This window comes from Gordonia zhenghanii (assembly GCF_021738965.1).
GTDB lineage: Bacteria > Actinomycetota > Actinomycetes > Mycobacteriales > Mycobacteriaceae > Gordonia > Gordonia zhenghanii.
In genome coordinates this window covers 1-24,939 of record NZ_JAKKOQ010000022.1, presented here as the reverse complement: position 1 = coordinate 24,939, position 24,939 = coordinate 1, and the positions used below count along the sequence as shown (strand labels likewise).

The following is a 24,939-nucleotide window of genomic DNA, read 5'->3' as shown; positions in this document are numbered from 1 at the left end:
TGCCCGGCAGGCGCCCATCTCGCATTACTTGAGCGGCCAGCCGGGCCTTGCCTCACTCAATTGGACGATAGCGACGGTAGCGGTCGCGGCTGCGAGGCCGATCGCGCCGCCGAATTGCTTGGCAGTGTTCATCAGGCCAGAGGCTGCGCCAGCGTGTTCGGGACGAACACCTCTGGTCACGAGCGTGGCGAGTGGTGTGTTCATCAGGCCACCGCCGATCTCAATCATGAGGGAGGGAACCAGGATGGCAACAGCGAAGTACCCGCCATCGACAATGGTCAGCCAGATCAGAGCGATTGATTCATCTGGTGTAATACGCAGGACTTTACTGGATATCCTGCGTATTCATTTTGCTGCGTATCGCGACGGCGTCCGGTCTCTGTAAGTCGGGGAGTGGTGTCGATTCTGGTGGCCACGAGTGCGGCTTGTGTGTTGTGAGGTCGGCGCAGACGCGGGCGGTTCGACAGGGGCGACTTGGCGCGGAATTTATCGGGATCGACGAAGGAGGTGTCCGAGCCGGGCGTCCAGAGGACCTCAGCTCGCCTGCTGGCTTCAAGGATTGGCGCGGCGCCGATACTTACTGACGGACCCGGTCGATCAATTCTCGGTTGGCTACGGCCCAGTGCTGGACGAGCGACGCACCGCCGTGGCCTTCGCCTTCGTCGACCATCAACGTCGAACCGGGCCACGAGCGGTGCAGTCGCCAGGCGGTCTCGACGGGACTGGAGATGTCACGCCGGCCGTGTATCAAGGACCCGGGTATGTCGTCGCCGCCGAGTACCGCGGCGATCTCGGCAACGACATAGTCTGGAATGAGATTTGTCGACGACGGGCCCTCGTTCCAGAACGCAAGCGGTGACTCCTCGTCAATGTCGGCGATGGCGTCCCACTGCATCCGAGCATGCGCGATCGCTCCGGTGACACGTGCGACATCGGCCCACCGGAAGTATTCAACGGGTACGTCGTGCACGGTGCGCTGGGCCGGGTATAGCACTCGGGCGTAGCGGTCGAAGCGGCTGGTGACCAGGTGCGCGACGGTGCCTAATCGGGCCGAGGTGATCGCATCATCGATCCAGTCTGTGGGTGGAACGGCGAGAAGTTGGTCGGTGTCGTCCCAGTCGTGTGTGGTGGTCATCGGTCGCTCTCCGGGGCGGTCCCGAGGCACTGGCATTGGTAATCTCGTTTCTACGAGCAGCTTAGTTGTGGCGTGACATCGACGGATCTGAAAGCGTGTTAAATTTAGGCCAGGAGTGTGGAATTCGGGTTGTCTCAGAGTATTCTGTAGCCAATTCCTCACTACGGGTGATTCTATTTCATAGATCGGACGAAGAAATTGCGAAACAGACCACAAAACGTTCGGCGTCGTCTCGCCGGAATCGAAGTGACCCTGCACAAGGATGACGACGTTTCTGTTTGGTTAGATTCATTCTACTCGTATCCGGATTCTTTTGAGTTTACGTTATGCATCGTTAAGCGAAGTGCGCGATACACCATTTCAACGTACGGATTCGGAAGACCTGAACCCTCCAGTTTCACCGGCCAATATCTATTGGCACTAGAGATGCCTGACGGTGAGATCCTGTCGAATCTACCGAATCAACCCAACGGAAAGCTCCACCACCTGGCTTCGAAGAGTAATCCTCAGACAGGTACCACGACGTTCTACTCCGAACGGCTTCCCAACCCGGGCGCTATCGAAATCTGGTTTGCCTGGCCCGCTTATGGCATCGAAGACCGGCCAGTGAGCGTAGACGCTACAGAGATCCTAGAAGCTAGCAGGCGATCGGAGATTCTGTGGCCGCTAAGTGCTGTCACACGCGACGGTGGCCCAGAGCCGTCCGCACCAAGGAGTCCTGTCGAACCCATCGCTGGGGGATGGTTCGACCGACACTGGTTCCGCAAAAACCCTTCCAAGGAGGATGGGACCGCTGCCCGGATAGGCCATGTCTGTGCCGAGGAAGGCGATTGAATCGTGTAGGGGCCTACTGACGCTAATACCTAGGGGACTCACCCCTGTCGATCAACGACACCGGCGATCTAGCTGCGGGGGAGCTATCGTCCGTGCCACGGTGGCGGGCGTGAAGATTCTAGTTACTGGGGCCTCCAGCCGTGCTTGGAGAGCCGGTTGTGGAGGAGCCTGTATGCCGTGGGCACGACGTTGTGGCGCTGGCGCGTGATCCAAGGAAGGCCGACGGACTCCGACCGGTCGGTTCTTCAGCTCGCCATGCCGACGTCTTCGATTTCGATCGCGATGGATCCTTCGGTTGGTTTCTGCAGGTCAGCGCCGTGCGTGTATGGGTCACACCCTGGGGTAGACGGTAGACGTTTGATTCACCTGATGTAATACGCAGGGGTCTACTGGATATTCTACGTATTCGTTTGCTGCGTATCGCGACGGCGTCCAGTCTCTGAAAGTCGGGGAGTGGCGTAGATTCGTGGTGGCCACGAGTGCGGCTTGCGCGTTGTTAGGACGACGGTCGACGCAGCGACGCGGACGGCGATCCGGGTGACGTTGTGGGCGCACGATTAGGTGATCGAGAAACGTACCGTATTCTGCAAGAAATTAAACCGAATTTATTGGTGAGTAATCCTAAGTCCAGTAATAGTTCAGTTTCTGATCTTGGTGTGAATCTGCTACTGCATCGATACGCGTGTCATCGAGGACTGCGTCGACTGCAGAAGTAGCCGCAGCGATGGTGGCAAAGTGCGAATCAAGGTCCCTTGCGACGAACCAAGCGCGGTCTGCAGGCCAGACCAGGGCCGGTACAGGAAGTTGCCATCCACTCATCTTCTCGCTTGCGTACGCGTCGCTGGCGGGACTATCGGCTATTGAACTGAGATCCTTTACCGCACCACGGTAGAGGTAGTAGTTACGCCCCGACACGGCGAAATTGACTGCGCCACTCGAGTCAAAATCTGAAAATCCGCTATTGATCGCAAAATAACACTCGTCGGGGCGAGTCGTGTAATCAGATAGGCGGGATAAAGCGACGGCAATTTGCCACGTCTCTGTAGGGCCGATGGTAGGGATAATGGTGCTGTGACTCTGGCCATCCGTCATGGGGTCCGGCACGAACCTGATTCGCGCATACCGTTGATATCCACGCGGGCCTCGGATTAGCAGTTGGGACCAATCCGCATCCTGAATCCAGAACGCGGGGTCCGGTCGGCATTCTGGGCTGAGAACCAATCTATCCTCAATTCAGGTTCGTGTGCTTACAGTGGTTCTGATAGAACAGGGTGCTAGTGTCGTGGACACATCCTGCACAATATGTCCACGACACTGGACTGCCGTGTTCAATTGCGATGTTACTTCGGATGGCCCGGTTGCGGGACCCGAGTTGCTCATGCCGAGTCTTGTAGTTGGGGAAGAGCCAAGGGGTGCTGGGTACGCGATTGATTCATCTGGTGCAATACGCAGGGGTTTACTGGACATCCTGCGTATTCGTTTGTTGCGTATCGCGACGGCGTCCAGTCTTTGAGTGTCGGGGAGTGGTGTCGATTCTGGTGGCCACGTGTGCGGCTTGCGCATTGCTAAGTCGGAGGTCGGCGCGGATGCGGACGGCGATCCGGGTGACGTGTTGTCGGTGCGTGGTTAGGTGGCCGGGTCGGCGGTAGTGATGTTGAGGTGGCTCTGGTGGAGGAGTTGCTCGATGGTGTCTGCTCCCGCGCTGATCCCTGCCCAGTCGTGGTCGACGTCGGAGGCGATACACCAGGCGTGATCGGCCGGCCAGACGAACGACGCTAGGTTGAATCCTGTCTCGTACGAGCTCCACGGACCGAAGTCGGCCAGGGTGCCGTGGAGCAAGTAGTAGGCCCGGTGAGGGATTTGTACTCGAGGGCTCCGCCGGACCATCTTGGAAGTGTCCGGCCAGCCGTCCCAAATAGCGAAGTAGCAGTCGTCGGGAGTGCCGGTTTCTGCTTGTAGAAGCTCGCAGAGGGTACGCACTTTCGCGTGATCAGTGGAGAGGTTAGAGGGCGGTCCGTTGGTCTGTCCGTGTGGGTCGGGGCCGAACCTTAAGCGGGCGTACGCGTCGAAGACGGGCGGGCCGAAGCTGGCCAACCTGTCCCAGGGAGTTTTCGAATGGGACTGCCGCATCGATAGGTGACATCTGATCTGGCTTGCCCGTAGGGCGGCCTGGAAGGATGTGCACCATGCCCGCTCCCTACCCCCAGGAGTTCCGCGACGATGTCGTGCGCGTGGCTCGGTCCCGTGAAGACGGCGTCACTCTCGCGCAGATCGCGAAGGACTTCGGTGTCCACGAGATGACGCTGCACAAATGGATCCGCCAAGCCGACATCGACGACGGCAGCCGTCCCGGCAAGACCCGGGAGGAGTCGGCCGATCTGCGCGATGCGCGCAAGCGGATCCGGCTGCTGGAGCAGGAGAACGAGGTCCTGCGCCGAGCTGCCGCCTACCTCTCCCAGGCGAACCTGCCGGGAAAAGGTTCTACCCGCTCGTGAGCGAGCTCGCCGCTGACGGTATCCCCGTCGCGGTGTCCCTGCGGGTCCTGAAGCTCTCCCGCCAGCCCTACTACCGCTGGCGGAACCAGCAGGTCACTGAAGCCGAGCTGATCGAGGCGTACCGGTCCAACGCACTGCTGGACGCACACCTCGACGACCCCGAGTACGGCTATCGGTTCCTCGTCGGCGAAGCCGCGGAGGCCGGCGAGGAGATGTGTGAGCGGACCGCGTGGCGGATCTGCCGAGACAACCGGTGGTGGTCCGTGTTCGGGAAAAAGCGCGGCAAGAACGGGAAGCGCCCCGGCCCGCCGGTCCACGACGACCTCGTCAAGCGGGACTTCTCCGCCGATGACGTCAACGAACTCTGGCTCACTGACATCACCGAGCATTGGACTGATGAGGGAAAGCTCTACCTCTGCGCGATCAAGGACGTGTTCTCCGGCCGGATCGTGGGCTACTCCATCAGCGACCGGATGAAGGCCGGCCTCGCGGTGAAAGCCCTGGACAACGCGGCATCTCGGCGTCGCGACGCGGCCGGTTGCATCGTGCACTCGGACCGCGGATCTCAGTTCAGGTCACGGAAATTCGTGCACGCCCTGAACCGTCACCACCTCATCGGATCGATGGGCCAGGTCGGTGCTGCCGGAGACAACGCCGCGATGGAATCGTTCTTCGCGCTACTGCAGAAGAACGTCCTGGATCGCAAACGGTGGCGGGCCCGAGAGGAGTTGCGGATCGCGATTATCACCTGGATTGAGAGGACCTACCACCGTCGTCGCCGGCAGGCCCGTCTGGGCCGATTGACCCCGATCGAATACGAGACGATCATGAACCCGGCCGTGAGTCTCGCGGCCTGAGATCCCAACTGTCACCTAAACGTGCGGCAGTCCCAATTGACGATCCATGCTGCTGGCTGCGCATCGTCACTCGGTTGCAGCACCATGGAGGATATGAGAGCACACGCTGACGGTGCGCGTGTCGTTCCAGTCGAGTTCGAGACGTGGGTGCGACGACGACCTTCAGTATCGAGTCGGCACGTGCGTGCGAAAGCTCGTGAGTTGTCGACGCTCGTGTGGAGTCGACGTTCGTCGTCTATCGCTGGTGGTCCCAAAGGTCTATGGGTGAAGGTTGTGCGGGCTTCATGGGTGCTGGTGGCAATACTCGCGATTGCGGCTGTCGCGTTCGAAGGTTGGGTACTGCACGAACCCTCGACGCGGCCAGCTTCGAGAATACGGTGAGCGGAGGGGAGTGCGATGGCCAAGAGGTCATTGATGCCGATCGTGGTTCCGGCAGTCGTCGGCGTCGTGGCAGTGGTGGCTATCATCTTCGGTGGACGGTGGGCTTTGACCACCTGGATCGATCGGGGAATGTTGCCGCACACCTACGAAGATGCGGATGGTGCAGTCCGCATGGCAACCCGGATGGGGTTGGTTCTTATCGATGGCGACAAGGTCGTTTATGGCGAGGTCACCAGCGCGTTCCCAGACTCCGGCGCCTATCTCGTCGTCCAGACGCCTTCGCGTGAGCGGCTCACCGCATTGCTCGCGCGGTCGGACTTTCCGCCGCCGACTGAAATAGACACAGCGCACGATCGATTGCGGCCCATCGATCGGCATGGCCCGGAGTCGAGTCCGACGTTGGTTCGGTCCGAACGCCGGAAATCCGGGGACTACCTCACCGCGATTTGGGATCCGGTCCTACGGCCACGGACCGTGCACCTAAGCGCTATCGAGACCTGACCGTCGGCCGCGGGAGCGTGTGCACGTAACTGGCCGTGATCCGGTGGCGTCGTGACGAGCGACCGATGCCGCGTCGGGCGAACAGTGGCGGTCTTGAGGCCGCATCTCTATATCAGGTGAGCGCGGTGTGAGTGGGTTGAGCAGCTGGGGTAGGCGATCGATTCATCTGATGTAATACGCGATGCTTTACTGGATACCCTGCGGATCACCTTGTTGCGTATAGCCTCGGTTCCTACGCACGATCCTGCGAGTGTTCCGGGCGTGAGACGTTGGCGCGGCGTTCGATAAGGACGACGTCGCGCCAGTGACCGTTGTGTTGGCTTCTCTGCACTAGTCAACCTCTACGGTCCGGACCGTCCTGTTGTCTCCGGCGTCGTCGCCTGTCGTTTCCGGGCTGTTAGCACGGTCCCGGCCAGAATCGCGGCCGCGGCCGATGCGATCAGAATCGCTGTTTTTCCGTGTTCGAGGGCCAGTGCGTTGTCGCCGATGCTCAGTTCTGCGACCAGTAGCGACACGGTGAACCCGATACCGGCGAGGATTCCGACGCACGTGAGGTGGGCGTGTCAGATGGTCTGTGTAAGCGGTGAAGTTCAACCCTGAAGGGAACCGCTGTAGTGACTATCAATGATGATGTGAGCGTGGATGATTCGCGTGCAGGTCGACGACAGAAGCAGACCGAGATGGCCAGTGAGTTGGTGGCATCCGGTGCGTTGGATGAGGTGTTCGCTCGCATCGATGCCGGCGAGCCGGTCGGCGGGCAGGACGGCCTGCTGAGCTCATTACTCAAGGCCACTCTCGAACGTGGCATGAACGCGGAGCTGACCGAGCATCTCGGGTACGAGGCTGGGGACCCCGAAGCAGCATCGTTTCCGAACTCGCGCAACGGATTTAGCCCTAAGACGGTCGCTTCCGAGGTCGGCGATGTGGATCTGGCCATCCCGCGCGATCGGGACGGGACGTTCACCCCGATGCTCGTGCGCAAGGGCCAACGCCGCCTCGATGGTCTGGACGCGATGATCGTCTCGCTATACGCAGGCGGGATGACGGTCCGCGATATCGCCCACCACCTCGCGTCGACGATCGGCACCGAACTCTCGCACGAGACGATCTCGAAGGTGACCGAGGAAGTCGCCGACGAGGTCGCGACCTGGCAACACCGTGATCTCGACGCCCTGTATCCGGTGATGTACCTCGATGCGATCGTGGTCAAGATCCGCGATGGCGCACACGTGCGGAACAAGGCCGCCCACCTCGCCGTCGGCGTGGACATGGACGGGGTCAAACACGTTCTCGGGATCTGGATCCAACAGAGCGAAGGCGCGAAGTTCTGGGCGTCGGTGTGCGCGGAACTGCGTAACCGCGGTGTACAGGACGTGTTGATCGTGTGCTGCGACGGGCTGACCGGGTTCGCTGAAGCCGTCGAGGCCACGTGGCCGCACGCAACAGTCCAAACGTGCGTGGTGCATCTGATCCGGGCCTCGATGCGGTTCGTCTCCTACAGCGACCGTAAAGCCGTGGTGCGCTTGCTCAAGCCGATCTATCAAGCGCCGACCGAGCCCGCTGCCGCGGACGCGTTAGACGCGTTCGCGGACTCGGACATGGGCCGTAAGTACGTGTCGGCGGTTAAAACGTTCCGCGATGCGTGGGAACGGTTCATTCCGTTTCTGGCGTTTCCGCCGGAGCTGCGGCGGGTCATCTACACCACGAACAGTATTGAGTCGCTGAACTATCAACTGCGCAAGGTCACGAAGAACCGGGGCCATTTCCCGAACGACGCGGCCGCGATGAAGCTGTTATGGCTGGCCATCGGCAACATCGAGGACAAACGAGCTCGCGAGCGCATCAAGGAACAAGGACTTCCCTCGCACAAACGCAAAGCCGCGGGGCGGCTCGTGGAAGGCGCGGTCACCACGAACTGGAAACGAGCGCTCGAGCAACTCTCACTGACCTACCCCGAACGTATCGACCATCACCTATAAACCGAACACCTGACCGACTTACACAGAAATCTTGACAGGCTCCGTGAGGTCGCCCCACCGCACCGAGGGATCGAGTTGGCTGCTCGTGTAGCGAACCGTCAGCCACGTCGCGGTCAGGATGCCGATGGGTTTGCCGACGACAAGCCCGAGTAGGACGCCGAGCGCGATCGGGTCTGTGAAGGTGTTCGCCAAACCTGTCAGGCCGCCGACTGTCACACCCGCGGACAAGAATGCGAATGCAGGCACTGCGAACCCTGTCGAGATCGGGCGGAAGCGGTGCTCGAACTCCTCAGCAAGGCCTGCCCCACCTTTTCGCACTGGGATCATGAATCCGAGGACCACGCCGGCGATCGTGGCGTGGATCCCGGAAGCGTGCACCAGTGCCCAGGCGAGGATCCCGAGTGGTAGCAACACTGCCCATGCTGCCCCGCGCCGTTCGGAGAACCAGTGCGCCCAGCGGTGCGCGAGGACTGCGAACATGGCGATCGGAACGATGGCTGCCAACAGCGGTACCGGCTTGACCTGCTCGGTGTATACAACTGCGATGATTGCGATCGCGATCAGGTCATCGACCACGGCGAGCGTGAGCAAAAATAGTCGCAGCGCGGCCGGCAGTCCGCGCCCCACGACGGCGAGCACAGCGACTGCGAACGCGATATCGGTGGCAGTAGGAATCGCCCAGCCCTGGACACCGTCACGACCCCAGTTGACCGCGAGGTAGATGACGGCGGGAGCAACCACTCCGCCGATCGCGGCGAACACCGGAACGATCGCGGTACGCATCGAACGCAGTTGCCCAGCGACGATCTCGCGCTTCAATTCCAGTCCGACGAGGAAGAAGAAGATCGCGAGCAGACCGTCCGACGCCCATTGCCCGAGCGCCAACTCGAGATGCCAAGGCGCATAACCGATCCTGGCGTCTCGAAGCTTCTCGTAGACATCGGCGAGCGGGGTGTTCGCCATGACGATAGCGATGACTGCCGCGGCCACGAGCAGGAATCCGCCGACCGTCTCACGTCGCAGTAACTCAATAACTCGCCGCGTCTCGGCAACGGGACCGCGTTGGAAGACACAGACAGACCGATGGCTATTGGTGTGGGGCATCAAGCTCCTCAAGTTGGCACGACGATATAGACGCCGACCAGACTTCCCGGCACACCAGAAGTAACCCTACCGTGCCGCGAGGGGGGGACGAACGGTCATCCGGGAGCGATGCCTTTCGCAGACTTTTGTCGAGGCTCACCCAGGCAGCTACCGCGCTCAATCTGATCCCACGGAACCGGCCCTCACCCGCATGCACGGGTCCTGGACCCACAAGGCGCCTAACGTCACGGTCTCCGCGGTCATATCGGCAATTGCGGGCCGAGTCGTTCGAGGTAGTTCTTGATCAGTACCTGCGCATCAGGCTCGGAAAGTTGCCCTGTCATCAATAGAGTTCCGACTCCGTGTGCTAGGCCCATGACTTCCAACGCGAGGAGTCGGGCCGCGGGCCCTGTTCTGAGATCGTCGGGCCGCAGTCGTTCAGCGAGGTGGGCGGCCAAGCCGCTCAGGTGCTTCTGGTAAGCCTGCCCTGCCACACCCGGGGTAGATATCGCCAGCTCCTCCATTGCGATCCCGAGCCGGTGGAAGTCGAGACTCACCGGATCGTTGGGTAGGGCTTCGACTAGGAATGTCTTGATGAGCTCCAGCGGCGAACCGGATTCTTGTTGACGAGCGCGAGCCCGCCACCGCTCGACGCTCTTGTCGGCGTGGCTGTTGAGTGTGGCGCGGAGCAGCTCATCTTTGGTGCTGCCGTAATACTGCACGAGCCGCAGAGACACGCCCGCTTCGGTGGCCACAGCTCTCATCGTTACGGCATTGATTCCACCGCGGGCCAAGAGGCGCTCGACCGCCTCCAGGATCTCGGTTCTACGTTCGGACTCCGTCATCAACGATTCCCTCCATCCCCACCGATGGTACATTCGTATCACTGTGATACAAGCGTATCAAGGAGGGGAAGTGTCGACTTCGTTGCAACGGCTCGGGCTATGGACGGCTGCGTATCCCGGCGTGTTCGACGCCCTTGGTGACGCGATCAATTCCGAATCCGATGAGTGGGCCGACAACCCCGGGGGGCCGGCGTGGAGAGTTGGTGAGGAATTCGTTGGCACCCCACGCTAGTAGGCGGCCGGTAAATTCGTAGGGCTCGGTTCCTGTGAATGTTGACCGTGCGAGCAGACGTCCGCGGGCGTCTGTGGCCTCAGCGATGATGAGGCTGCAGACGCCGCCCGACGGTACGTGTTGTTGCCATGGGAGGTGCGTCGACGCGGTGTCTGTGAGGGCTTTCGCTGGTTGGGAGGTGGCGGTGGGGCCGAGTAGTCGTGTCAACGCGTGCAGTGGCGTGGTGGCTCTGCCAAGCCAGCCGAGTCCCACATCGACCGTTTCAATGCCGGGGTGCGCTTCAGGGACGGTGAAATGTTCGGCGCCTCCGACAGAGAGTGCGCGAACGGTTCGCCCTTCATGGTCCTGGAATTTTAGGAGCTGCGTACCGTTCCGTTCTGTCGTCGTCCCGAACGGGGCGGATGTGCCGCGAAATGCGAAGGACTGTTCCGAGATTACGCGGGCGAGTGATTCGCGTGTTCCCGGTGTTGTTGCTCGGGTCAGTCTTCTGAATGGAATCTGCTTGCCGGTGTCGTCAGTGAGGAAGTAGCCGATCCGCACATGCGTTGCGGTGGGGGCTTGAGTGATGGCCGCCGATGCCGCGACGGCGCCGGGGGTGTAGTCGTAGCCGAATGCGGGGACGACGGTCGCTCCTCGCCGCGTTGCTGCAGCGCTTCTCGATTCGAACAGGGTGCGGATGAATGGCGGCTCGCCCGTGGAATCGAGATATGCCGCTCCACTCTCGATCGCTGCGTCAGCCACCGCGAGCCCGACCCGTGTGAACGGTCCGACAGTGGAAATCACCACATCGGTGTCGTGAAAGCGCGGCAATGAAGCCGCTCTTGAGGCGTCCCCGTACACGACGTCGATACCAGGTCCATGCCGTTCGGCGAGCAGCCGAAGCTCCCGCACGTTGCGGCCCACCAAAGTTAGTGGCATGTCGTACTGCCTCAGTGCGGTCAGCACCAGCTTGCCGGTGTAGCCGGTTGCGCCCAGCAAAATCGCGCGGCCAACTGGTGTAGCCATAACTGCACTTCCTTCAAAGGTGAGCGACCATCAGTCGCCGAGAATTCTTCGGTCACTGTAGCTGGCATGTCGAGTCAGGGCAACGGGAGGCACGTGGCCTGCAATATTTAGACTCGCGGCGCGATGTGCGCTCAAGTTCTTGACTGCCATTTTGTCGATGGATATAGTGACCATGGGTTTCTGGAATACTCTTGGTCGCCCAGGTGGATCCGTCGAGTATGGGAGGTGGACATCTATGTCTCCAACGCGCCGTGAAGTTACTGCCGCGCAGACCCGAGATTCGCTCGTTCAGAGCGCAACGGAGTGTATTTGCACGGATGGCTTCGAGTCGGTCTCGTTGGCGGATCTGACTGATCGCGCTGGGGTCAGTAAGGGTGCGTTTTACAAGCATTTCCCGGATAAGACGGCCGTGTTCACGGAGGTGTTCGTTGGTCGGCTTGAGGTTGCCGAGGCGCTGATCACGGGTGCGTGCGAGGAACTTGAGGGGCGGCCTCGTGGCGCGGGCGTCCATGTCGCATCCATGGCTGCGGCCAAGTTCGCGATGCTGTCGTTGTCTGATCCGGTACACCGGGAGGTAATGAGGCAGGCTCCGGAGGTCCTCGGTTCCGATCAGGTCGCCGCGATCGACGATCAGTACTTGCTCGATCCGTTGCTCACGTTGCTCATGATCATGGAGCAGCGCGATGAGTTGGTGTCCGGTCTGCCCTTGTCTACTGCGGCGGCACTGCTGATCCGTGTGCTTTGCGCGGGCAACACGATGGTCAGCGCTGCTGAGGACATGAATTCCGCGCTCGTTGACGAGATTGCAGCGGTCGGGGCGATGTTCCAGGGTCTTGTCGCTGTCGACCTGCGGTCATCGGTACCGGAAATCACCACATAGAAGCGCGGACGCCGTCGAGTTTTCGGACGAGTCGACGGCCAGTAATCAACCAAGGGGAGTCGAGATGTTGACTGACGATGAGCTCGATGCGCTATTGGGGCCAGGAAGTCCGACTCGCGTGATGCTCGCTGACGCCTCGACCGTGTATGCCGCGTTCCCCGCTTTCATCTACCCAGTGCTTTCGCCCAAAGGCGGTAAAGGTGTTGATGATCATGATCGAATCGGCAAAGTGTCGGTGCGGGACGAGGTTCGGCTGGAAGATGTGATCGGTCGCGCTCGAGACACAATCGACCTCGTTCTCGGTGTCGTCTTCGCTGATGAGGAGCGTCGAGAAGTCGCTGCGGCGATTGAAGAGTTGCACCGCTTCATTCACGGTGAGCTCGCTGACGGATCAAAATATCACGCCTGGGAGAACGATCTGTGGAACTGGACGTGGGCTGCGATCATGATCCCGCTGATGGACGCTCACGAGAAATTGCGTGGATGGCCGTCAGATCAGTTTCGTGAAGATGCGTACGCGGGACTGCGCGCGGTCGGCGCACTTTTCGGTGCCGCCTCGCTGCCCGACACCTACGATGGATTTATCGAGTATCGCGACTCCTCGTGGCTGGAGAGCGTTGACCCATCGGCTGCTGCGGCCACCAGCTACCTGCTCGGCCAACGCGCGGACCCTTCTCGTCTGCGCTCGCCTAGTAAATTTCCGCATACTTTCACCCGGATTGTGAGTGGCCCTGCACGCCATATCGCGCGGGTCGGCCTGCTCCTGGTGAATACAGATACGGTCGGTGCGGCGATGGGCATGTCGCCCACGCGCGCGGATGAGGTGACTTTGGCTGCGCACCGCCATATCTGGCGATTGATCCCACGGCGGGCATCGAGCGGCTGGGTTGAGTGCTACATGCGAATTCGGTTGCGCTTCGGCTCACCGGAACCAGTGTGGCGGACTCACTATTCGCCAGCTGCGTTGGCCCAATACCGTCAGCGGATGCGGGCGGCCCGTGCCGCCGATACCTCAGAGCCTCCCCGTCCATCGACGAAGACGCGCACCTGACGGCTTCTGCGGTCGAACTCGACGTGAATATACTCGCGTTCGTTGGAGATACAGCTTGTCCCAGACGCTTGCGCACGGAAACTGGGGTCCAGTCGTGCTGCGTTGAGCCGTTCGGAGTAGGCGACGGAGCTGTATTGTATTTCGTGGTCAGGATGGGCGATCAGTCGAGTCAGGTTCTCGGCTTCGCGCTAATGGTTGGCGGATCCGTCGGCCCGCGTATCGTGACCACGTTTCACCTGCGCGTTCCGCGTGTCTCAACGCGGATTGATGACTGTATCCGAGAGCGTCTACAACTACCGGTGGTGGGCATTCTACGGCGAGTTCGTTCGGAGCGCTGTTGTGGGATCCGAGGTTGCTCATGCCGAGTCTTCGTAGTCTGTGCATCATTGTGTCAGGAGATATGTGGTGACCGGCGTGTGTGCTGGAGAAGAGCCACAGGGTGTCCTCGCCGGTGATTCGTAGGTTGGAGCGGTTGCTGAGGAGTTCTCGCAGGAGGGTGGCGAAGGGGTCGGAGACATCGACTGGGTGTTTGCCGAACGTGACCGTCATGGGCAGGGACTGCCGCACGGATAGGTGAGATCTGATCTGGCTTGCCCGGCAGGGGTTTACTGGTTAAGTGTCGTGTCCGGTAGTCGCGAGTTCTCCGGTGGTCGGCGATCTGCGCTTCCGTCGTCGGCCACACCGTAGATTAGGGCGGCGAGCTGTACTGGAGTCGAGCGGGTCATTGATGGTCGCTTCAGCGATTTCCGTCGAAGTCGCGAACAGGGAGCGTCGCTGCGCTCCCTGAAGGCCGGTGACCGGGTGCGCGGGGATGACTTTGAGGTTTATGACAGCTCGTGACTCAAGGGCCCGGGGCTGCGCTTATTCTTCCGCCATGGCCTCGATCGACGGGGCAAGACTGGCCAAAATTGCAAAAGCGGCCCGCAGTGCATCTGTTGCCGGTCCGGCCGAAACCGATGGGTCGACTGCACGCTGGATTCCGAGACCGATGCCGGTGCTCAGGAGAAAGTTGGCGACGCTGTCGAGCGGCACGGGCAGCTCTGCCTCGCCGACATCGCTGATTCCGAGGCCAGACAGGAACGATTGCAGCACCGCGGTCACCATCTCCTGGGCGTCATCGCGAAGGTTGACGATCATGGCGGCGAGTTCGGGATCGGAGCGCGAGAGCACCACGAACTCCAGTTCGAGCATCGTCCACTTGACGTCGCCCGCGGTGTCCTCCACCCATTGCGTGAGCATCTCGATGCGATTCTCCAGAACGATGCCCGAGGTCGCGATCGCGGCGATCTCTCCCAGCTTTTCGTGGTGGATAGCGTCGAGTACCGCCCGACAGAGGTTCCGCTTGTCCTGAAAGTTCGAGTAGACAGCACCCTTTGAATAGCCCGCGTCCTCGGCGATGTCGTCGACACTTGTGCCTGCGAATCCCGTGCTCAGAAACCGACGCTTTGCCGACTCGACCAGCTCGGAGCGGGTCAGGGCCTGGCGTTCGGCGCGGGTCAGTCGCGGCATGCCGAAATGGTACCGGACCGGGCGCCCATTGACATACTTTCGGTATTTGAATACGTTCGGTATATCAAATGGGACGGTCGCTGGTCGGCCGCTGGAGAGGATCTAGCAATGAGTGCTGCGAGTCAGCTGGGGTCAGTGGACGGGACGACCGTGATCATCACGGGTGGTGCGAGGGGCATTGGCGCCGCGACGGCCCGATTGTTCGCCGACAGGGGAGCAACGGTCTGGATCGGCGACGTCGACACGGACGTCGCCGCGGCGACCGCAGACGACATCCCCCGGGCCCGATCGGGTCGCCTCGATGTGACGAGTCCTCGATCGTGGCAACAGTTTGTCGACACTGTCGTGTCCGATTCCGGACCCATCGACATCCTTGTCAACAACGCGGGGGTCATGCCGCTCGGCGCCTTGACCGACGAGACCGACGCCACCACTGATCTGATTCTCGACGTCAACGTCAAGGGGATGCTCAACGGTATTCGAGCAGTGGTCCCGCAGATGGTCGATCGAAGATTTGGTCATATCGTGAACGTTGCGTCGATGGCCGGCATGATCCCGATCCCCGGGATGGTGACCTACAACGCGAGCAAGTTCGCGGCGCTGGGCGCATCACTGGCTGCCCGCCGCGAATACGCAGGTACCGGTGTGAGTATCTCGGCGATTCTGCCGGCAGCGGTCCGGACGGAACTCGCTTCAGGAGCTGAACTCGGCGGCGGGATGCCGACAGTCGATCCGGACGTGGTCGCTGCTGCGATCGTCAAAACGGTGCGCACACAGGCGGCCCGCACGTCGGTGCCCCGATGGGTGGCTCCGGGATGGTCGGTGGTCAATGCATTTGTGCCCGAGTCGATTCAGAATGTGGCGCGGCGATTGCTCGATGATCGACGCGCGCTGAGGTCGATCGACGCGGACGGTCGCCGCACCTACTCTGATCGCATCGACCGCCAGACCCGCGCGCACTGTGCACCGGGTCCGACGTCGAACGAAGTCGGCAAATGAGCAAGACAGCGATCGTCATCGGCTGCGGGGGAACGATCGGCGCAACCTGGATTGTTGCGGCGCTTCACGCCTTGGCCGAGCAGACAGGCCTGGACCCACGCGAAGCCGATGTGCTGCAGGGCACGTCGGCAGGGGCGGAGACGGTGACGATGCTCGCGGGCGGCGTCAGCGTCGAGGGCCTCGTCGACATGCACCGCGGGGTCGCCACTGACACAAGGCTGCGCGAGCACATCAATGCGACGCCTCCGGGACTTCCGCCGATACCGAAGCCGGGGATGCTGAACCCGGGACTCCTACGAAGCGAACGGGGTCTCGCCCGGATGACAGGTCTCGCGCCGACCGGACGCGCAGATGCCTCGTGGTTGCAGCGATTGGCAGAAGCGTTCAGCGACAACGCAGGGTGGCCGCCTCATCCTGGCGTCCGGATGGTTGCGTTCGACTACCGGTCTGGCGAAAGGGTCGCGTTCGGGGCTCCTGGCGCGCCGCGGCCGACAGCGGGCGAAGCGCTGCGCGCCTCCTGGGCAATACCCGGATGGATGCCGCCGGTGACCGTCGCGGGACGCCACTACGTCGATGGCGGGGCCGCATCCACGGCGTCCGTCGATCTGATCGCCGCCGAGGACGCTGACGTCATCTACGTCGTGGCGCCGATGGCCTCGGAACGGACCGATCGTGCCCCCGGTCTCGGTGGATACGCCGAGAGCCGCTTGCTGCGCCGCCCGATGAGCAGGGTTCTCGACAGTGAGATCACGCGGGTTCGGGCCCGCGGGACCCGGGTTGTCCCGGTCGTGGCCACACGCGATGACCTTGCGGGCCTGGGCGCCAACTTCATGAACCGCAGCCGTCGTCGGGCCGCCTTCGAATCGGCGATGATCACCGCGCCGGAGACGGTCCGGCGAGCGCTCAGCGCGAGCGGAGTGCGCTCGTGACCAGACCTCGGGACCCGCGTGTGGTCATCATCGGCGCCGGCGTCGCCGGTATCGCGACCGCATATACGTTGCAGCAGGCCGGCTTCACGAACATCACCATCCTGGAGAAGGGTTCCGACGTCGGGGGAGTCTGGCATTGGAACCGCTACCCGGGGCTGACTTGCGACGTACCGTCGCAGATCTATCAGTTCTCGTTCGCGCCCAATCCGAACTGGTCGCGCATCTGGGCCACCGGAGATGAGATCCAGCAATACCATCGCGATGTCGTCGAACGATTCGGGTTGGACAAGTACCTGCGCCTCAACACCGAGGTGACAGCAGCCCGCTACGACACCCACGCCGCACAGTGGCACGTGACCACCGATGATGGACGGACCCAGGTCGCCGACTTTGTTGTCTGCGCAACCGGGGTGCTCCACCAACCCGCAGTCCCGGACATACCCGGCCTGCAGACCTTTTCCGGGACGACGGTGCACACCGCGAGCTGGGACGATGCCATCGTCACCGCGGATCAACGGATAGCAGTGATCGGCACCGGATCCACCGGAGTTCAGATCGTGTCGGCCCTGCAACCGACGGCGAAGCGTGTGAGCCACTTCGCCCGGTCGCCGCAGTGGATTCTCTGGGCACCCATGCGGACACCGCAACCGGCGGTCGTGGCACAGCTGCTGGGACGTTATCCCCGGCTTCACGACGCGACATACCGTGGCCTGCTCTGGGCATCAGGAATTCTTGCCGACATCGTCACCACACCGTCATGGCGTCGCCGAGCAGTGCAGCGCTACGCCCGCTTGTCGTTGCGGGCGCAGGTACGAGATCGAGATCTGCGCAAGTCACTGACCCCCGACTACCAACCACTCTGCAAAAGACAGGTGCTTTCCGGAACCTATTACCGGGCGATCACCGCCGACAACGCTGACCTCGTCACCGACGGCATCACCGAGGTCACCTCGACCGGTATCCGCACAACATCCGGAGTCCACCACGACGTCGACGTCATCGTGCTCGCAACCGGGTTCCACGCTCACAATTACATGCGGCCCATGAACATCGAGGGTCGAGACGGTATTTCGCTCGACGAGGCCTGGGAGCGAGGCCCGCGCGCTTACCAGATGACGGCGATCCCCGGATATCCCAACCTGTTCACCGTGCTCGGCCCCAACTCGCCGACGGGGTCCATATCCCTGCAGTACACCGCCGAACTCACCGCCCGATACATCGTTCACTGGCTGCAGCGGTTCCGAGACAACATAATTGACGCGGTTGAAGTGACCGCAGACGCCACGAATCGATTCAACCGGCAAGTGGCGGACGCGATGGGGCCGACGGTATGGAACACCGGCTGCGACTCGTGGTACTTCACCGACAACAACACGATCGATCTCTGGCCATTCGATCGGGCCACCATGAGCCGGATGCTCGAATCACCGAACGAAGACGATTTTCACCTTACGAAGGGGGGCTCGACTGCTGTTCGCACGAATGCCCGACGAGTGGTCTCGGACGTGACAGTCGACCAGGGAGACAGGCCGAGCCGAGGTGTCAACGGCCGGTGAGAGCTGACCCCGTATCGACGTGGTGGGGGTCAGTATTCACGCGCCGTTGACACCCAGGCACGGCGGTCTAAGACGTCCTTCTGTAGGAGCGAGAAGAAGCTCCATGGCCGCGTTGTCACCGCACGCACCGACACGACCCATCGAGCCGACCATCTCGTGGCGGCCCAGAGCACGCACGAACTTCCGGCTACGGAACTGAGACCCGCGATCGGTGTGGACCACGCAGCCGGCCACGTCCCCGCGTCTGGCGACGGCGTTGTTGAGGGCAGCCACTGCCAGACGGGACTTCATCCTCTTGTCGATCGAGTACCCCACGATCCGGTTGGAGTGGGCGTCCTTGAACGCACAGCGATATGAACATCCTTCCAGCCCAACCATCTGATTAGGCCGCTCGATTGTCACCTATCAGTGCAGCAGACCCTCTGGAGGCCCTGCGGGCTGTGCTTGCAACGTGTTGTTGAGGCCGACGGCCAGGGGATTAGGGTTGCCGGATGGTTCGGCCGGTGTACCGTGCCCAGGTCTCCCCAGCGAGTTCGGCATGGTGGAACGCGACTTGGTGGCTGTAGCCGAGGGCGTTGGCGACGATAGGTGGCGGGCATTCGATGACGAGGCCGTTGAGGGCGCTGTTGCGGGCGCCGAGGTTGCTCATTCCGATTCTTTGGAGTCGATGCATCACGGTGTCGGGGAACATGTGTGTGTCGGCTTGCCGACCGGGGAACAACCATGGAGTGTCTTCGCCAGTGATGCGCAGGTTCGTTCGATGACGCAGCAGTTGTCGCACGAGGTCGGCGAATGGTTCGGGAACGTCGACCGGATGCGTGCCGAAGGTGATGGTCATGGGAACGCCGTCGAGGACGGCTTCTCGTCGTAGTCGCACGACTGTCTTCAGTGGTTGGGCGTAGAGCAGGATGAGCACGCCGGCCACACGGTAGGAGAGTGTTTCACTAGTACCGGTGACCAGTTCCCCGATCCAGGCGATCCGCTGATCCTGGGTGAGCTCTGGGCTCGTGCGAGCCACGCGATGACCGAGAGTCACGGTGGTGTTGAGCTTGTCTCGCTTGCAGACGACGAGGAAGGTACGGATCGCGTGTCGAGTGGTCGGTCCCGTCGCGATCCATTGATCGACATCGTACTGGGTACACGATTCGATGGTGCGACCGTAGGTTTCGTGCAGCCAGGTCAGGAACTTGATCGTCTCGGTGATCTCCTGTTTGGCCGAGCGAACTGACGGTTGGGTGTCGCCGCCGTCATCGGCGATCTCGCAGGTACGGCGCAGGTGGTGCCATGTCGCGAAGTGGCGGGCGGGCCGAGCGACCTCGCCGGGTAGGCCGTCGAGCTTCATCTCGATCCACTGTTCGAATCGCGGGAGCCACCGATCGCGAGGAGGGAGGAGTTGGTGGTGCTGCATCAGCGCCCGCAAGTGTTCGGTCGCACGCCCGGGCAGGCGGTCGAGGCCCTCGTGTGTGGCCGGGATCGACCCGTCGGCCAGCCCGCGCAGCAGCGCGATGACCTTCGGCGAACGTTTCCAGATCATCGTCGACTCAGGGCGTTTCGCTCGGCACAGCGCGTCGACAAGCCCAAGCAGGATCGGGTCGGTCGGCGTGCCGCCCATAATCTGGTGGAGGTCGTCGCGAACCGCGCAGCGAGCACAGATCTTCCCACGATGGTGCCCGTTCTCCTCACCGCAGCGGGCGCAGCGGAAATCGTCGGCGATACCGGCGCAATCAGCGCAGAGCAGTGTTCCGGCCTGCGCTAGAGGGCCGGGCAGGAGCCGAACGGCTCCGCAGCATGAGCAGATGCCGTGAGTGTGGATGGCGGTGAACCAGCAGGTGAAGCAGATACGCCCCTCGGGCCAGTGTGCCTGGATACGGGTCGTGGATCGTCCGCATCGGTCGCACGTCCAGTAGCCGTCGGTCAATCGCGGTCGACCGCGAACCGAGTAGTGGGGGACGAGTCCTTGTGGTTCCATGGTCCTCACCTCATGATGTGGCTATTCGTCGAGGATGTTGGCGCGGCGTGGGCGCGCCGTGCGATCGAGTGAGACGACGTTCGGGCCTGAGTTGCTGGCCTTCTTGTGTTCGCGAGCGTTGACTGCGGTGACGGTTAGGAGATCGTCCGGTCCGCATCCGAGGATGTCGCAGAGGGCAGAGATTAGTTGCAGTGAGACGCGTTCGGGGCGCTGGTTGACCAGCCGATACACTTGCGGGCGGGATAGGGAGATGTCGCGTTCGGCCAGCAACGGGATCAAGTCGGTGGTGTTGTTCATACCGCGAGCGGCCATCAGCTCCGCCAGGCGCCAGGTGTAATCGACTTTTCGCTTCATGGCCGTTTGCCCTTCTCTGCGCTGTGCAGTGCCTCGTTCATTGTCCGGTCTAACGCCGATCGAAGTGTCGACTGGCGGAACTGATCGGAGGTGAACTGGTAGATCCCGGTGGTCGATGCGTGTTCGTGGCCCATCTGGTCCTGAACGAACCTCGGATCCCAGCCAGCTTCGAGTAGGTGTGTGGCGTACGAACGTCGGAACGAATGCAGATCGACGCCCTTGGGTATCCCGAGTTCGGTCTGGTAGCGGCGGAGTCGCCGTAGGAGCGTCGGTTCGCTGACGAGTCCGCCTCGTTCGCTGGGGAATACGTCCAGGCTGTCGGGATGTCCGCGGCCATTTTGCAGCCAGTCCTCGGTGATCGCTGGCGTCCACCGCCACACGGTCAGCACGGACCGTGGTTTCGGCGGGGACCCGCGGCGAGACTTGCCGTACCGGACCTTGCAGACATCGAATTTGCCGAACTCGCGTGCGTGAGGGTTTCGTGCGAAGTCGATCGTTTGCAGATGGCTGACCTCGGTGAACCGTAGCCCGTAAGCGTACGAGAGTTTCATCATCGTTGCATCGCGGTAGGCCGCTTGCCATCCTTTTCGAGTCGTCGCACCGATGCGAGCGACCTCCTCGTCGGCGTACTCGAACAGGGCGTCGAGTTCTTCTCTGGTGTACGGGCGTTTAGTCGGCTGCCCGTCGTACTCCTGAACGTGCTGTGCGGTGTTCCACTCGAAGCACACCTGTGCTGGGTGAGTGCCGAACAATTCTTCGCAGACTCGATCCCAGCCGTAGTCCGGGTTGGCGACGTACGAGCAGAAGGCGCGAAGCGCGTTTTGGTAGCCACGGAGCGTCGAATGCGCGACGTGGTGGATCGAACGGAGATCCCCGGAAAACTCTTCGACCATCCCTGGCGTCCAGTTCCAGGGCTCCTCGTTGGAGTGCGTGATAAACCGCCGGACGCACCGGGCGCGCTGGTCGATCGTCTCGAACTGGAGATTCCGAGATAACTGCTGGTTACGCCATCCGTCGAGCATGAGCTCGACAACCCGTTCCTCGGGATATAGCAGCGGGACAGACTTCACCAAGTGGACGCGTCCAACCTCGTCTATCTGCATCGAAACCTCCGAAAATACGGTTTCATCCGATGAATCAATGATGCATCAGATGAGACTCGAAGGCAATAGGTGCTGGTCAAGAACTTCTGTCGAAGTGAATTCTGCGGCGTTCCGAGGGGCGCAACTCACCGTCTCTGCGCGGCTAGCGACACTGTAGTGCATCGTTTATGCAGGTCGGCGCAGTGTTGGAGTAGGTCGCACGCTGGGGTGGGAGCTTGATTCATCTGGTGTAATACGCAGAGCTTCATTTGACATAATGTATATTATCGGCACACAACCAGGACGAGTACAAACAGATGAGACGACTCGTCCTGACGGATCCTGAGCGAAGCGGCAGGCTGTGACGGCTGCCCATGAGCGGGCCTGCCGTGATCAGCTAGTGTGATGCGCAGATCAGCATCGGTTTATGCAAACAGATGAGAGATTCTCGCGCTATACTTGTGTTCATGCAGAGTGTTCCAGGTCGGCTACCAGAGTTCCTCTCGAACGGTGTCGTCGGCCTTCTGCGGCCCGAGGACCGTGTCTTCGAGGCGATGCTAGACGGCTGGCGAGCGCAGATGCTGGCCCGTGGACTCGGCGTCCCGTTCATCCAGTCATCGTGCAGTCTGGTGGCACGGTTCCAGGAGCATTCCAACGAGTACCCGTGGGCGTGGCAACCTATTCACGTCGACGAGTTCCTGGCAGATCGACGTATCGGCCCCAAAGGTGTCTCCGTGTCGACGCTGCGCGCGAACGCCGGCACTATCAGGGCCTTCTGCTATTACGTCACTGACGAAAGATACGGGTGGGCTACGTTCTGTAGCAAGGCATTTGAAGACGTTCCTTCCCAGGTCGTTTTCGAGTGGAACACGCCGCGCCACAAGACCGATGACGCCGTTCCAGCCGATCGGCGTAGCTTCACGCAAACTGAGTTGCAGACATTCTTTGACACGTGCGACGACCTTGTCGACCAAGAGTTCGCCAAGGGTTCGAAGCGCTGGCTCCCGCTGATGCGAGACTCGACTGCCTTTAAGGTCTGTTACGCCTACGGTCTGAGGCGCAGAGAGCTCGCGATGCTCGACTACCATGATTTCGGCCCGAACCCGCACGTCGACAATTACCGCCAGTACGGTGCGGTCCAGGTCCGCTACGCGAAAGGCATGTCGGGGTCAGGACCGCGCCGACGCACTGTTCTAACGGTGCCCGAGTTTGACTGGGTGGTCGACGTTCTCGATCATTGGCTCTCGTCGCAAGGCCGCGAACAGTTCGCTACGGCGGACCGCTCGGCGTCGTTGTGGCCGTCGGAACGGGCAGGTGCCACGGGCATCCGCAACTTTAATCGCACGTTCACAACGGTCCGCGAACTCGCTGGGCTGCCGACAGAGTTGAAGATGCACTGCCTGCGCCACTCCTACGTCACCCATCTCCTGGAGGCCGGATACGACCCGATGTTCGTCCAGCAGCAAGTCGGCCACGCCTACTCCTCCACCACTGCGCTTTACACCTCGGTCTCGGCAGACTTCAAACAGAAGACAATCCAACGGATGATCCAGCAACGAATCGTCACACGTGACGAAAAAGATGCAGGGAAGGACACGTGAGCGAGCAACGCCGGATCGGCTACCACTGGAATCTCCGCCAGCGGATGGCTGATCACAATCTCTGGAAGACAACGGAGCTCATTCCGTTGCTGAAGTCACGCGGTATCAACCTGTCTAATGCTCAGGTCCACCGATTGGTGACCGGGACGCCCGAGCGGATCCCTGCCCGCACCTTCGCGGCGCTGTGCGACATCCTTGAATGCACACCCAACGATCTGTTCGAGCCGTACGTGGAGATGCGCGCTGCAGCCACGGCAGACGCACCAGCGAACCCGGCCGATCTCGGTATCGGCGAGAAGCGCTCCGTTGCCCGTCGAATCCGGGTCGTCCGCGGTGATGATGACGATGGCAAGACCACGTAAACCCGAAGACCCACAACGGTGGGAAGTCCCGTGCGACCGCTGCGGCGAGCACCGCGGATGTGTCGTCACCTGGCAGGGCCTTGGGGTGTGCGGCTACTGCTACCAGGCAGCCAAACGGACCCGAGGCAGATGTGCGTGCGGTCACGATGGAGTGTTACCAGGATTCATCAACGGCGAACCCGCGTGCCGCAAATGCACTGGCATCAAACTTAACGTCGACTGCGTTGAGTGCGGCGCCGAGGAAGAGTTGTACGCGCAGGGCCGCTGCTGGCGATGCGTTCTGGGAGCGGCCGTCGACCGGCTACTGACGAACCCAGAGACTGGTGTCATTAACGATGAGCTACAACCCTTTGCCGCTGCCCTGAAGTCGATGAAACGAGCCAACAGTGGCCTGACCTGGATCAACCAGGAACACGTCACGGCGTTCCTCACCGACCTGGCCCGCACACCGCTCGTTTCCCACGACGTCGTCGATCAACTCCCCCGATCACGCACCCGAGAATACGTCCGAGAGCTCCTCGTCGCCCATCAGATCCTGCCACCCCGAGACGGACTGCTGCACCGCTACATCGACTGGTCGAACGACGCCCTTAACCGACTGAAATCGGCCGAACACCGCGATATTGTCAACCGCTACATCCGCTGGCACCACCTGCGGCAGATGCACTCCATGGAGTCGGTGTCGCACGGGACATTCTTGCGGTCTAAGCAAACCGTCACCGTCACAATCGAATTCCTCAACTGGCTTACCGACCGGGACATCTCGATCCGCGACCTATCTCAGTCAGATTTAGACGCGTGGCAAGCTGAAGGTCCGAGCACGCGAGAGTTCGCCATTCGATTCCTTGCGTGGGCGATCAAGACCAAGCTGGTCGCTGCTGACCTCGCAATGACGCCACACCGACGTGGCACCAGCCCGAAGATGAGCGTTGAGAACCAGAGAGACGTCGTTGACAGCATTACGTCGGACGAACCGGCGCTGAATCCACGGGACCGGGCCGCGGGGATTCTGGTGCTTGTCTTTGGCCAACAGATTGAGCGGGTCGTCAAACTCACCTGGGACCGCGTAATAGTCTCCGACAAACTCGTGACCGTCACGCTCGGCGACATCGCAATCTCGCTGCCAACACCCCTCGACGAACCATTCCGCTACCTCTCCGGAGAACGCGACCTGGTCAAGCCCCTTGTAGTGGTGTAACTGGTTTGTGATCCTTCGTTGGTGATCAGGCGGGTAGTTCCATCAATGGATCGGTACTCACCTCCGTCTGCGGGTTGGTGTCGGGATCGATGGTCAGAGTGA

Annotated in this window: 21 protein-coding genes and 2 pseudogenes; 11 read left to right on the top strand and 12 right to left on the bottom strand. The window is 61.4% G+C overall.

Going from position 1 to position 24,939, the window contains the following annotated elements; genetic code table 11:
- Positions 1-24: 24 nt before the first annotated feature.
- The 3 genes from L5G32_RS18505 to L5G32_RS18495 form a co-directional block, all read right to left on the bottom strand.
- The gene (locus tag L5G32_RS18505; protein WP_372491727.1) at positions 25-288 is read right to left on the bottom strand and encodes an MFS transporter; all 264 of its coding nucleotides are present in this window, start codon (positions 286-288) and stop codon (positions 25-27) included.
- Between the two features lie 289 nt (positions 289-577).
- On the bottom strand, positions 578-1,135 hold the full coding sequence (locus L5G32_RS18500; protein WP_237012552.1) for an alpha/beta fold hydrolase: 558 nt from the start codon (positions 1,133-1,135) through the stop codon (positions 578-580).
- 1,455 nt (positions 1,136-2,590) lie between these two features.
- A complete protein-coding gene (locus L5G32_RS18495) occupies positions 2,591-3,073 on the bottom strand; it encodes a hypothetical protein (RefSeq protein ID WP_237012551.1) in 483 nt (160 codons plus the stop codon).
- Positions 3,074-4,155: 1,082 nt separating this feature from the next.
- Between L5G32_RS18495 and L5G32_RS18490 the strand changes: the two genes are divergently transcribed.
- Together L5G32_RS18490 and L5G32_RS18485 are read left to right on the top strand one after the other, a co-directional pair.
- Positions 4,156-5,321, top strand: a protein-coding gene (locus tag L5G32_RS18490; protein ID WP_237012550.1) for an IS3 family transposase whose coding sequence is annotated in 2 segments (ribosomal slippage) — positions 4,156-4,440 and positions 4,443-5,321 — 1,164 coding nt in all. Because the reading frame shifts where the segments join, the coding sequence is not laid out codon by codon here.
- Between the two features lie 414 nt (positions 5,322-5,735).
- On the top strand, positions 5,736-6,203 hold the full coding sequence (locus L5G32_RS18485) for a hypothetical protein (protein ID WP_237012549.1): 468 nt from the start codon (positions 5,736-5,738) through the stop codon (positions 6,201-6,203).
- Between the two features lie 341 nt (positions 6,204-6,544).
- Here L5G32_RS18485 and L5G32_RS18480 read toward each other — a convergent pair.
- Positions 6,545-6,751 (bottom strand): annotated as a pseudogene (locus L5G32_RS18480) (Na+/H+ antiporter NhaA); the annotation flags it as partial.
- Positions 6,752-6,883: 132 nt separating this feature from the next.
- Between L5G32_RS18480 and L5G32_RS18475 the strand changes: the two are divergent.
- Positions 6,884-8,182: an IS256 family transposase gene (locus L5G32_RS18475; protein WP_237012578.1), complete on the top strand. Its 1,299-nt coding sequence runs from the start codon at positions 6,884-6,886 to the stop codon at positions 8,180-8,182.
- A gap of 18 nt (positions 8,183-8,200) precedes the next feature.
- Here the strand turns inward: L5G32_RS18475 and nhaA are convergent, their stop codons facing one another.
- The 3 genes from nhaA to L5G32_RS18460 all read right to left on the bottom strand — a co-directional run bounded on the left by nhaA (position 8,201) and on the right by L5G32_RS18460 (position 11,347).
- Positions 8,201-9,205 carry a Na+/H+ antiporter NhaA gene (gene nhaA / locus L5G32_RS18470; protein WP_265739205.1) on the bottom strand — a complete coding sequence of 335 codons (1,005 nt, stop codon included), beginning with the start codon at positions 9,203-9,205 and terminating at the stop codon, positions 8,201-8,203.
- Between the two features lie 320 nt (positions 9,206-9,525).
- Entirely contained in the window at positions 9,526-10,110 is a 585-nt protein-coding gene (locus tag L5G32_RS18465; RefSeq protein ID WP_237012546.1) for a TetR/AcrR family transcriptional regulator, read from the bottom strand.
- A 97-nt stretch (positions 10,111-10,207) separates the two neighbouring features.
- Positions 10,208-11,347, bottom strand: a complete 1,140-nt coding sequence (locus L5G32_RS18460; protein WP_237012545.1) for a saccharopine dehydrogenase NADP-binding domain-containing protein — start codon at positions 11,345-11,347, stop codon at positions 10,208-10,210.
- A 235-nt stretch (positions 11,348-11,582) separates the two neighbouring features.
- Between L5G32_RS18460 and L5G32_RS18455 the strand changes: the two genes are divergently transcribed.
- Together L5G32_RS18455 and L5G32_RS18450 are read left to right on the top strand one after the other, a co-directional pair.
- A complete protein-coding gene (locus tag L5G32_RS18455) occupies positions 11,583-12,227 on the top strand; it encodes a TetR/AcrR family transcriptional regulator (RefSeq protein ID WP_237012544.1) in 645 nt (214 codons plus the stop codon).
- A 64-nt stretch (positions 12,228-12,291) separates the two neighbouring features.
- Positions 12,292-13,278 (top strand): oxygenase MpaB family protein, encoded by a 987-nt coding sequence (locus L5G32_RS18450; protein WP_237012543.1) that lies wholly within the window; start codon positions 12,292-12,294, stop codon positions 13,276-13,278.
- Positions 13,279-14,139: 861 nt separating this feature from the next.
- On the opposite strand, the gene L5G32_RS18445 is transcribed toward L5G32_RS18450, so the two are convergent.
- Complete coding sequence (locus tag L5G32_RS18445) at positions 14,140-14,787, bottom strand: TetR/AcrR family transcriptional regulator (RefSeq protein ID WP_237012542.1); 648 nt, start codon at positions 14,785-14,787, stop codon at positions 14,140-14,142.
- Between the two features lie 108 nt (positions 14,788-14,895).
- On the opposite strand from L5G32_RS18445, the gene L5G32_RS18440 reads away from it, so the two are divergent.
- From L5G32_RS18440 to L5G32_RS18430, 3 genes are read left to right on the top strand one after another with little or no spacing between them, the layout of a single operon-like run.
- Complete coding sequence (locus L5G32_RS18440) at positions 14,896-15,786, top strand: SDR family oxidoreductase (RefSeq protein WP_237012541.1); 891 nt, start codon at positions 14,896-14,898, stop codon at positions 15,784-15,786.
- Positions 15,783-16,715 carry a patatin-like phospholipase family protein gene (locus tag L5G32_RS18435; RefSeq protein WP_237012540.1) on the top strand — a complete coding sequence of 311 codons (933 nt, stop codon included), beginning with the start codon at positions 15,783-15,785 and terminating at the stop codon, positions 16,713-16,715. Before L5G32_RS18440 ends, L5G32_RS18435 begins: the two co-directional genes overlap by 4 nt.
- Positions 16,712-18,271, top strand: a complete 1,560-nt coding sequence (locus L5G32_RS18430) for a flavin-containing monooxygenase (RefSeq protein ID WP_237012539.1) — start codon at positions 16,712-16,714, stop codon at positions 18,269-18,271. Before L5G32_RS18435 ends, L5G32_RS18430 begins: the two co-directional genes overlap by 4 nt.
- Positions 18,272-18,318: 47 nt before the next feature.
- Here L5G32_RS18430 and L5G32_RS18425 read toward each other — a convergent pair.
- The 4 genes and pseudogenes from L5G32_RS18425 to L5G32_RS18410 all read right to left on the bottom strand — a co-directional run.
- Positions 18,319-18,637, bottom strand: a pseudogene (locus L5G32_RS18425) (DDE-type integrase/transposase/recombinase); the annotation flags it as partial.
- A 112-nt stretch (positions 18,638-18,749) separates the two neighbouring features.
- On the bottom strand, positions 18,750-19,805 hold the full coding sequence (locus L5G32_RS18420; protein ID WP_237012538.1) for a site-specific integrase: 1,056 nt from the start codon (positions 19,803-19,805) through the stop codon (positions 18,750-18,752).
- Between the two features lie 456 nt (positions 19,806-20,261).
- Positions 20,262-20,594: a helix-turn-helix domain-containing protein gene (locus L5G32_RS18415; RefSeq protein WP_237012537.1), complete on the bottom strand. Its 333-nt coding sequence runs from the start codon at positions 20,592-20,594 to the stop codon at positions 20,262-20,264.
- Positions 20,591-21,697: a tyrosine-type recombinase/integrase gene (locus L5G32_RS18410; RefSeq protein WP_237012536.1), complete on the bottom strand. Its 1,107-nt coding sequence runs from the start codon at positions 21,695-21,697 to the stop codon at positions 20,591-20,593. The genes L5G32_RS18415 and L5G32_RS18410 overlap by 4 nt, the downstream gene beginning before the upstream one ends.
- Before the next feature lie 446 nt (positions 21,698-22,143).
- Here L5G32_RS18410 and L5G32_RS18405 point away from each other — a divergent pair, with 446 nt between their 5' ends.
- From L5G32_RS18405 to L5G32_RS18395, 3 genes are all read left to right on the top strand, one after another.
- Positions 22,144-23,277 (top strand): tyrosine-type recombinase/integrase, encoded by a 1,134-nt coding sequence (locus L5G32_RS18405; protein WP_237012535.1) that lies wholly within the window; start codon positions 22,144-22,146, stop codon positions 23,275-23,277.
- Positions 23,274-23,639 (top strand): helix-turn-helix domain-containing protein, encoded by a 366-nt coding sequence (locus L5G32_RS18400; RefSeq protein ID WP_237012534.1) that lies wholly within the window; start codon positions 23,274-23,276, stop codon positions 23,637-23,639. The genes L5G32_RS18405 and L5G32_RS18400 overlap by 4 nt, the downstream gene beginning before the upstream one ends.
- Positions 23,640-23,790: 151 nt before the next feature.
- The gene (locus L5G32_RS18395) at positions 23,791-24,837 is read left to right on the top strand and encodes a Fis family transcriptional regulator (RefSeq protein WP_237012533.1); all 1,047 of its coding nucleotides are present in this window, start codon (positions 23,791-23,793) and stop codon (positions 24,835-24,837) included.
- The last annotated feature ends 102 nt before the right edge of the window (positions 24,838-24,939 follow it).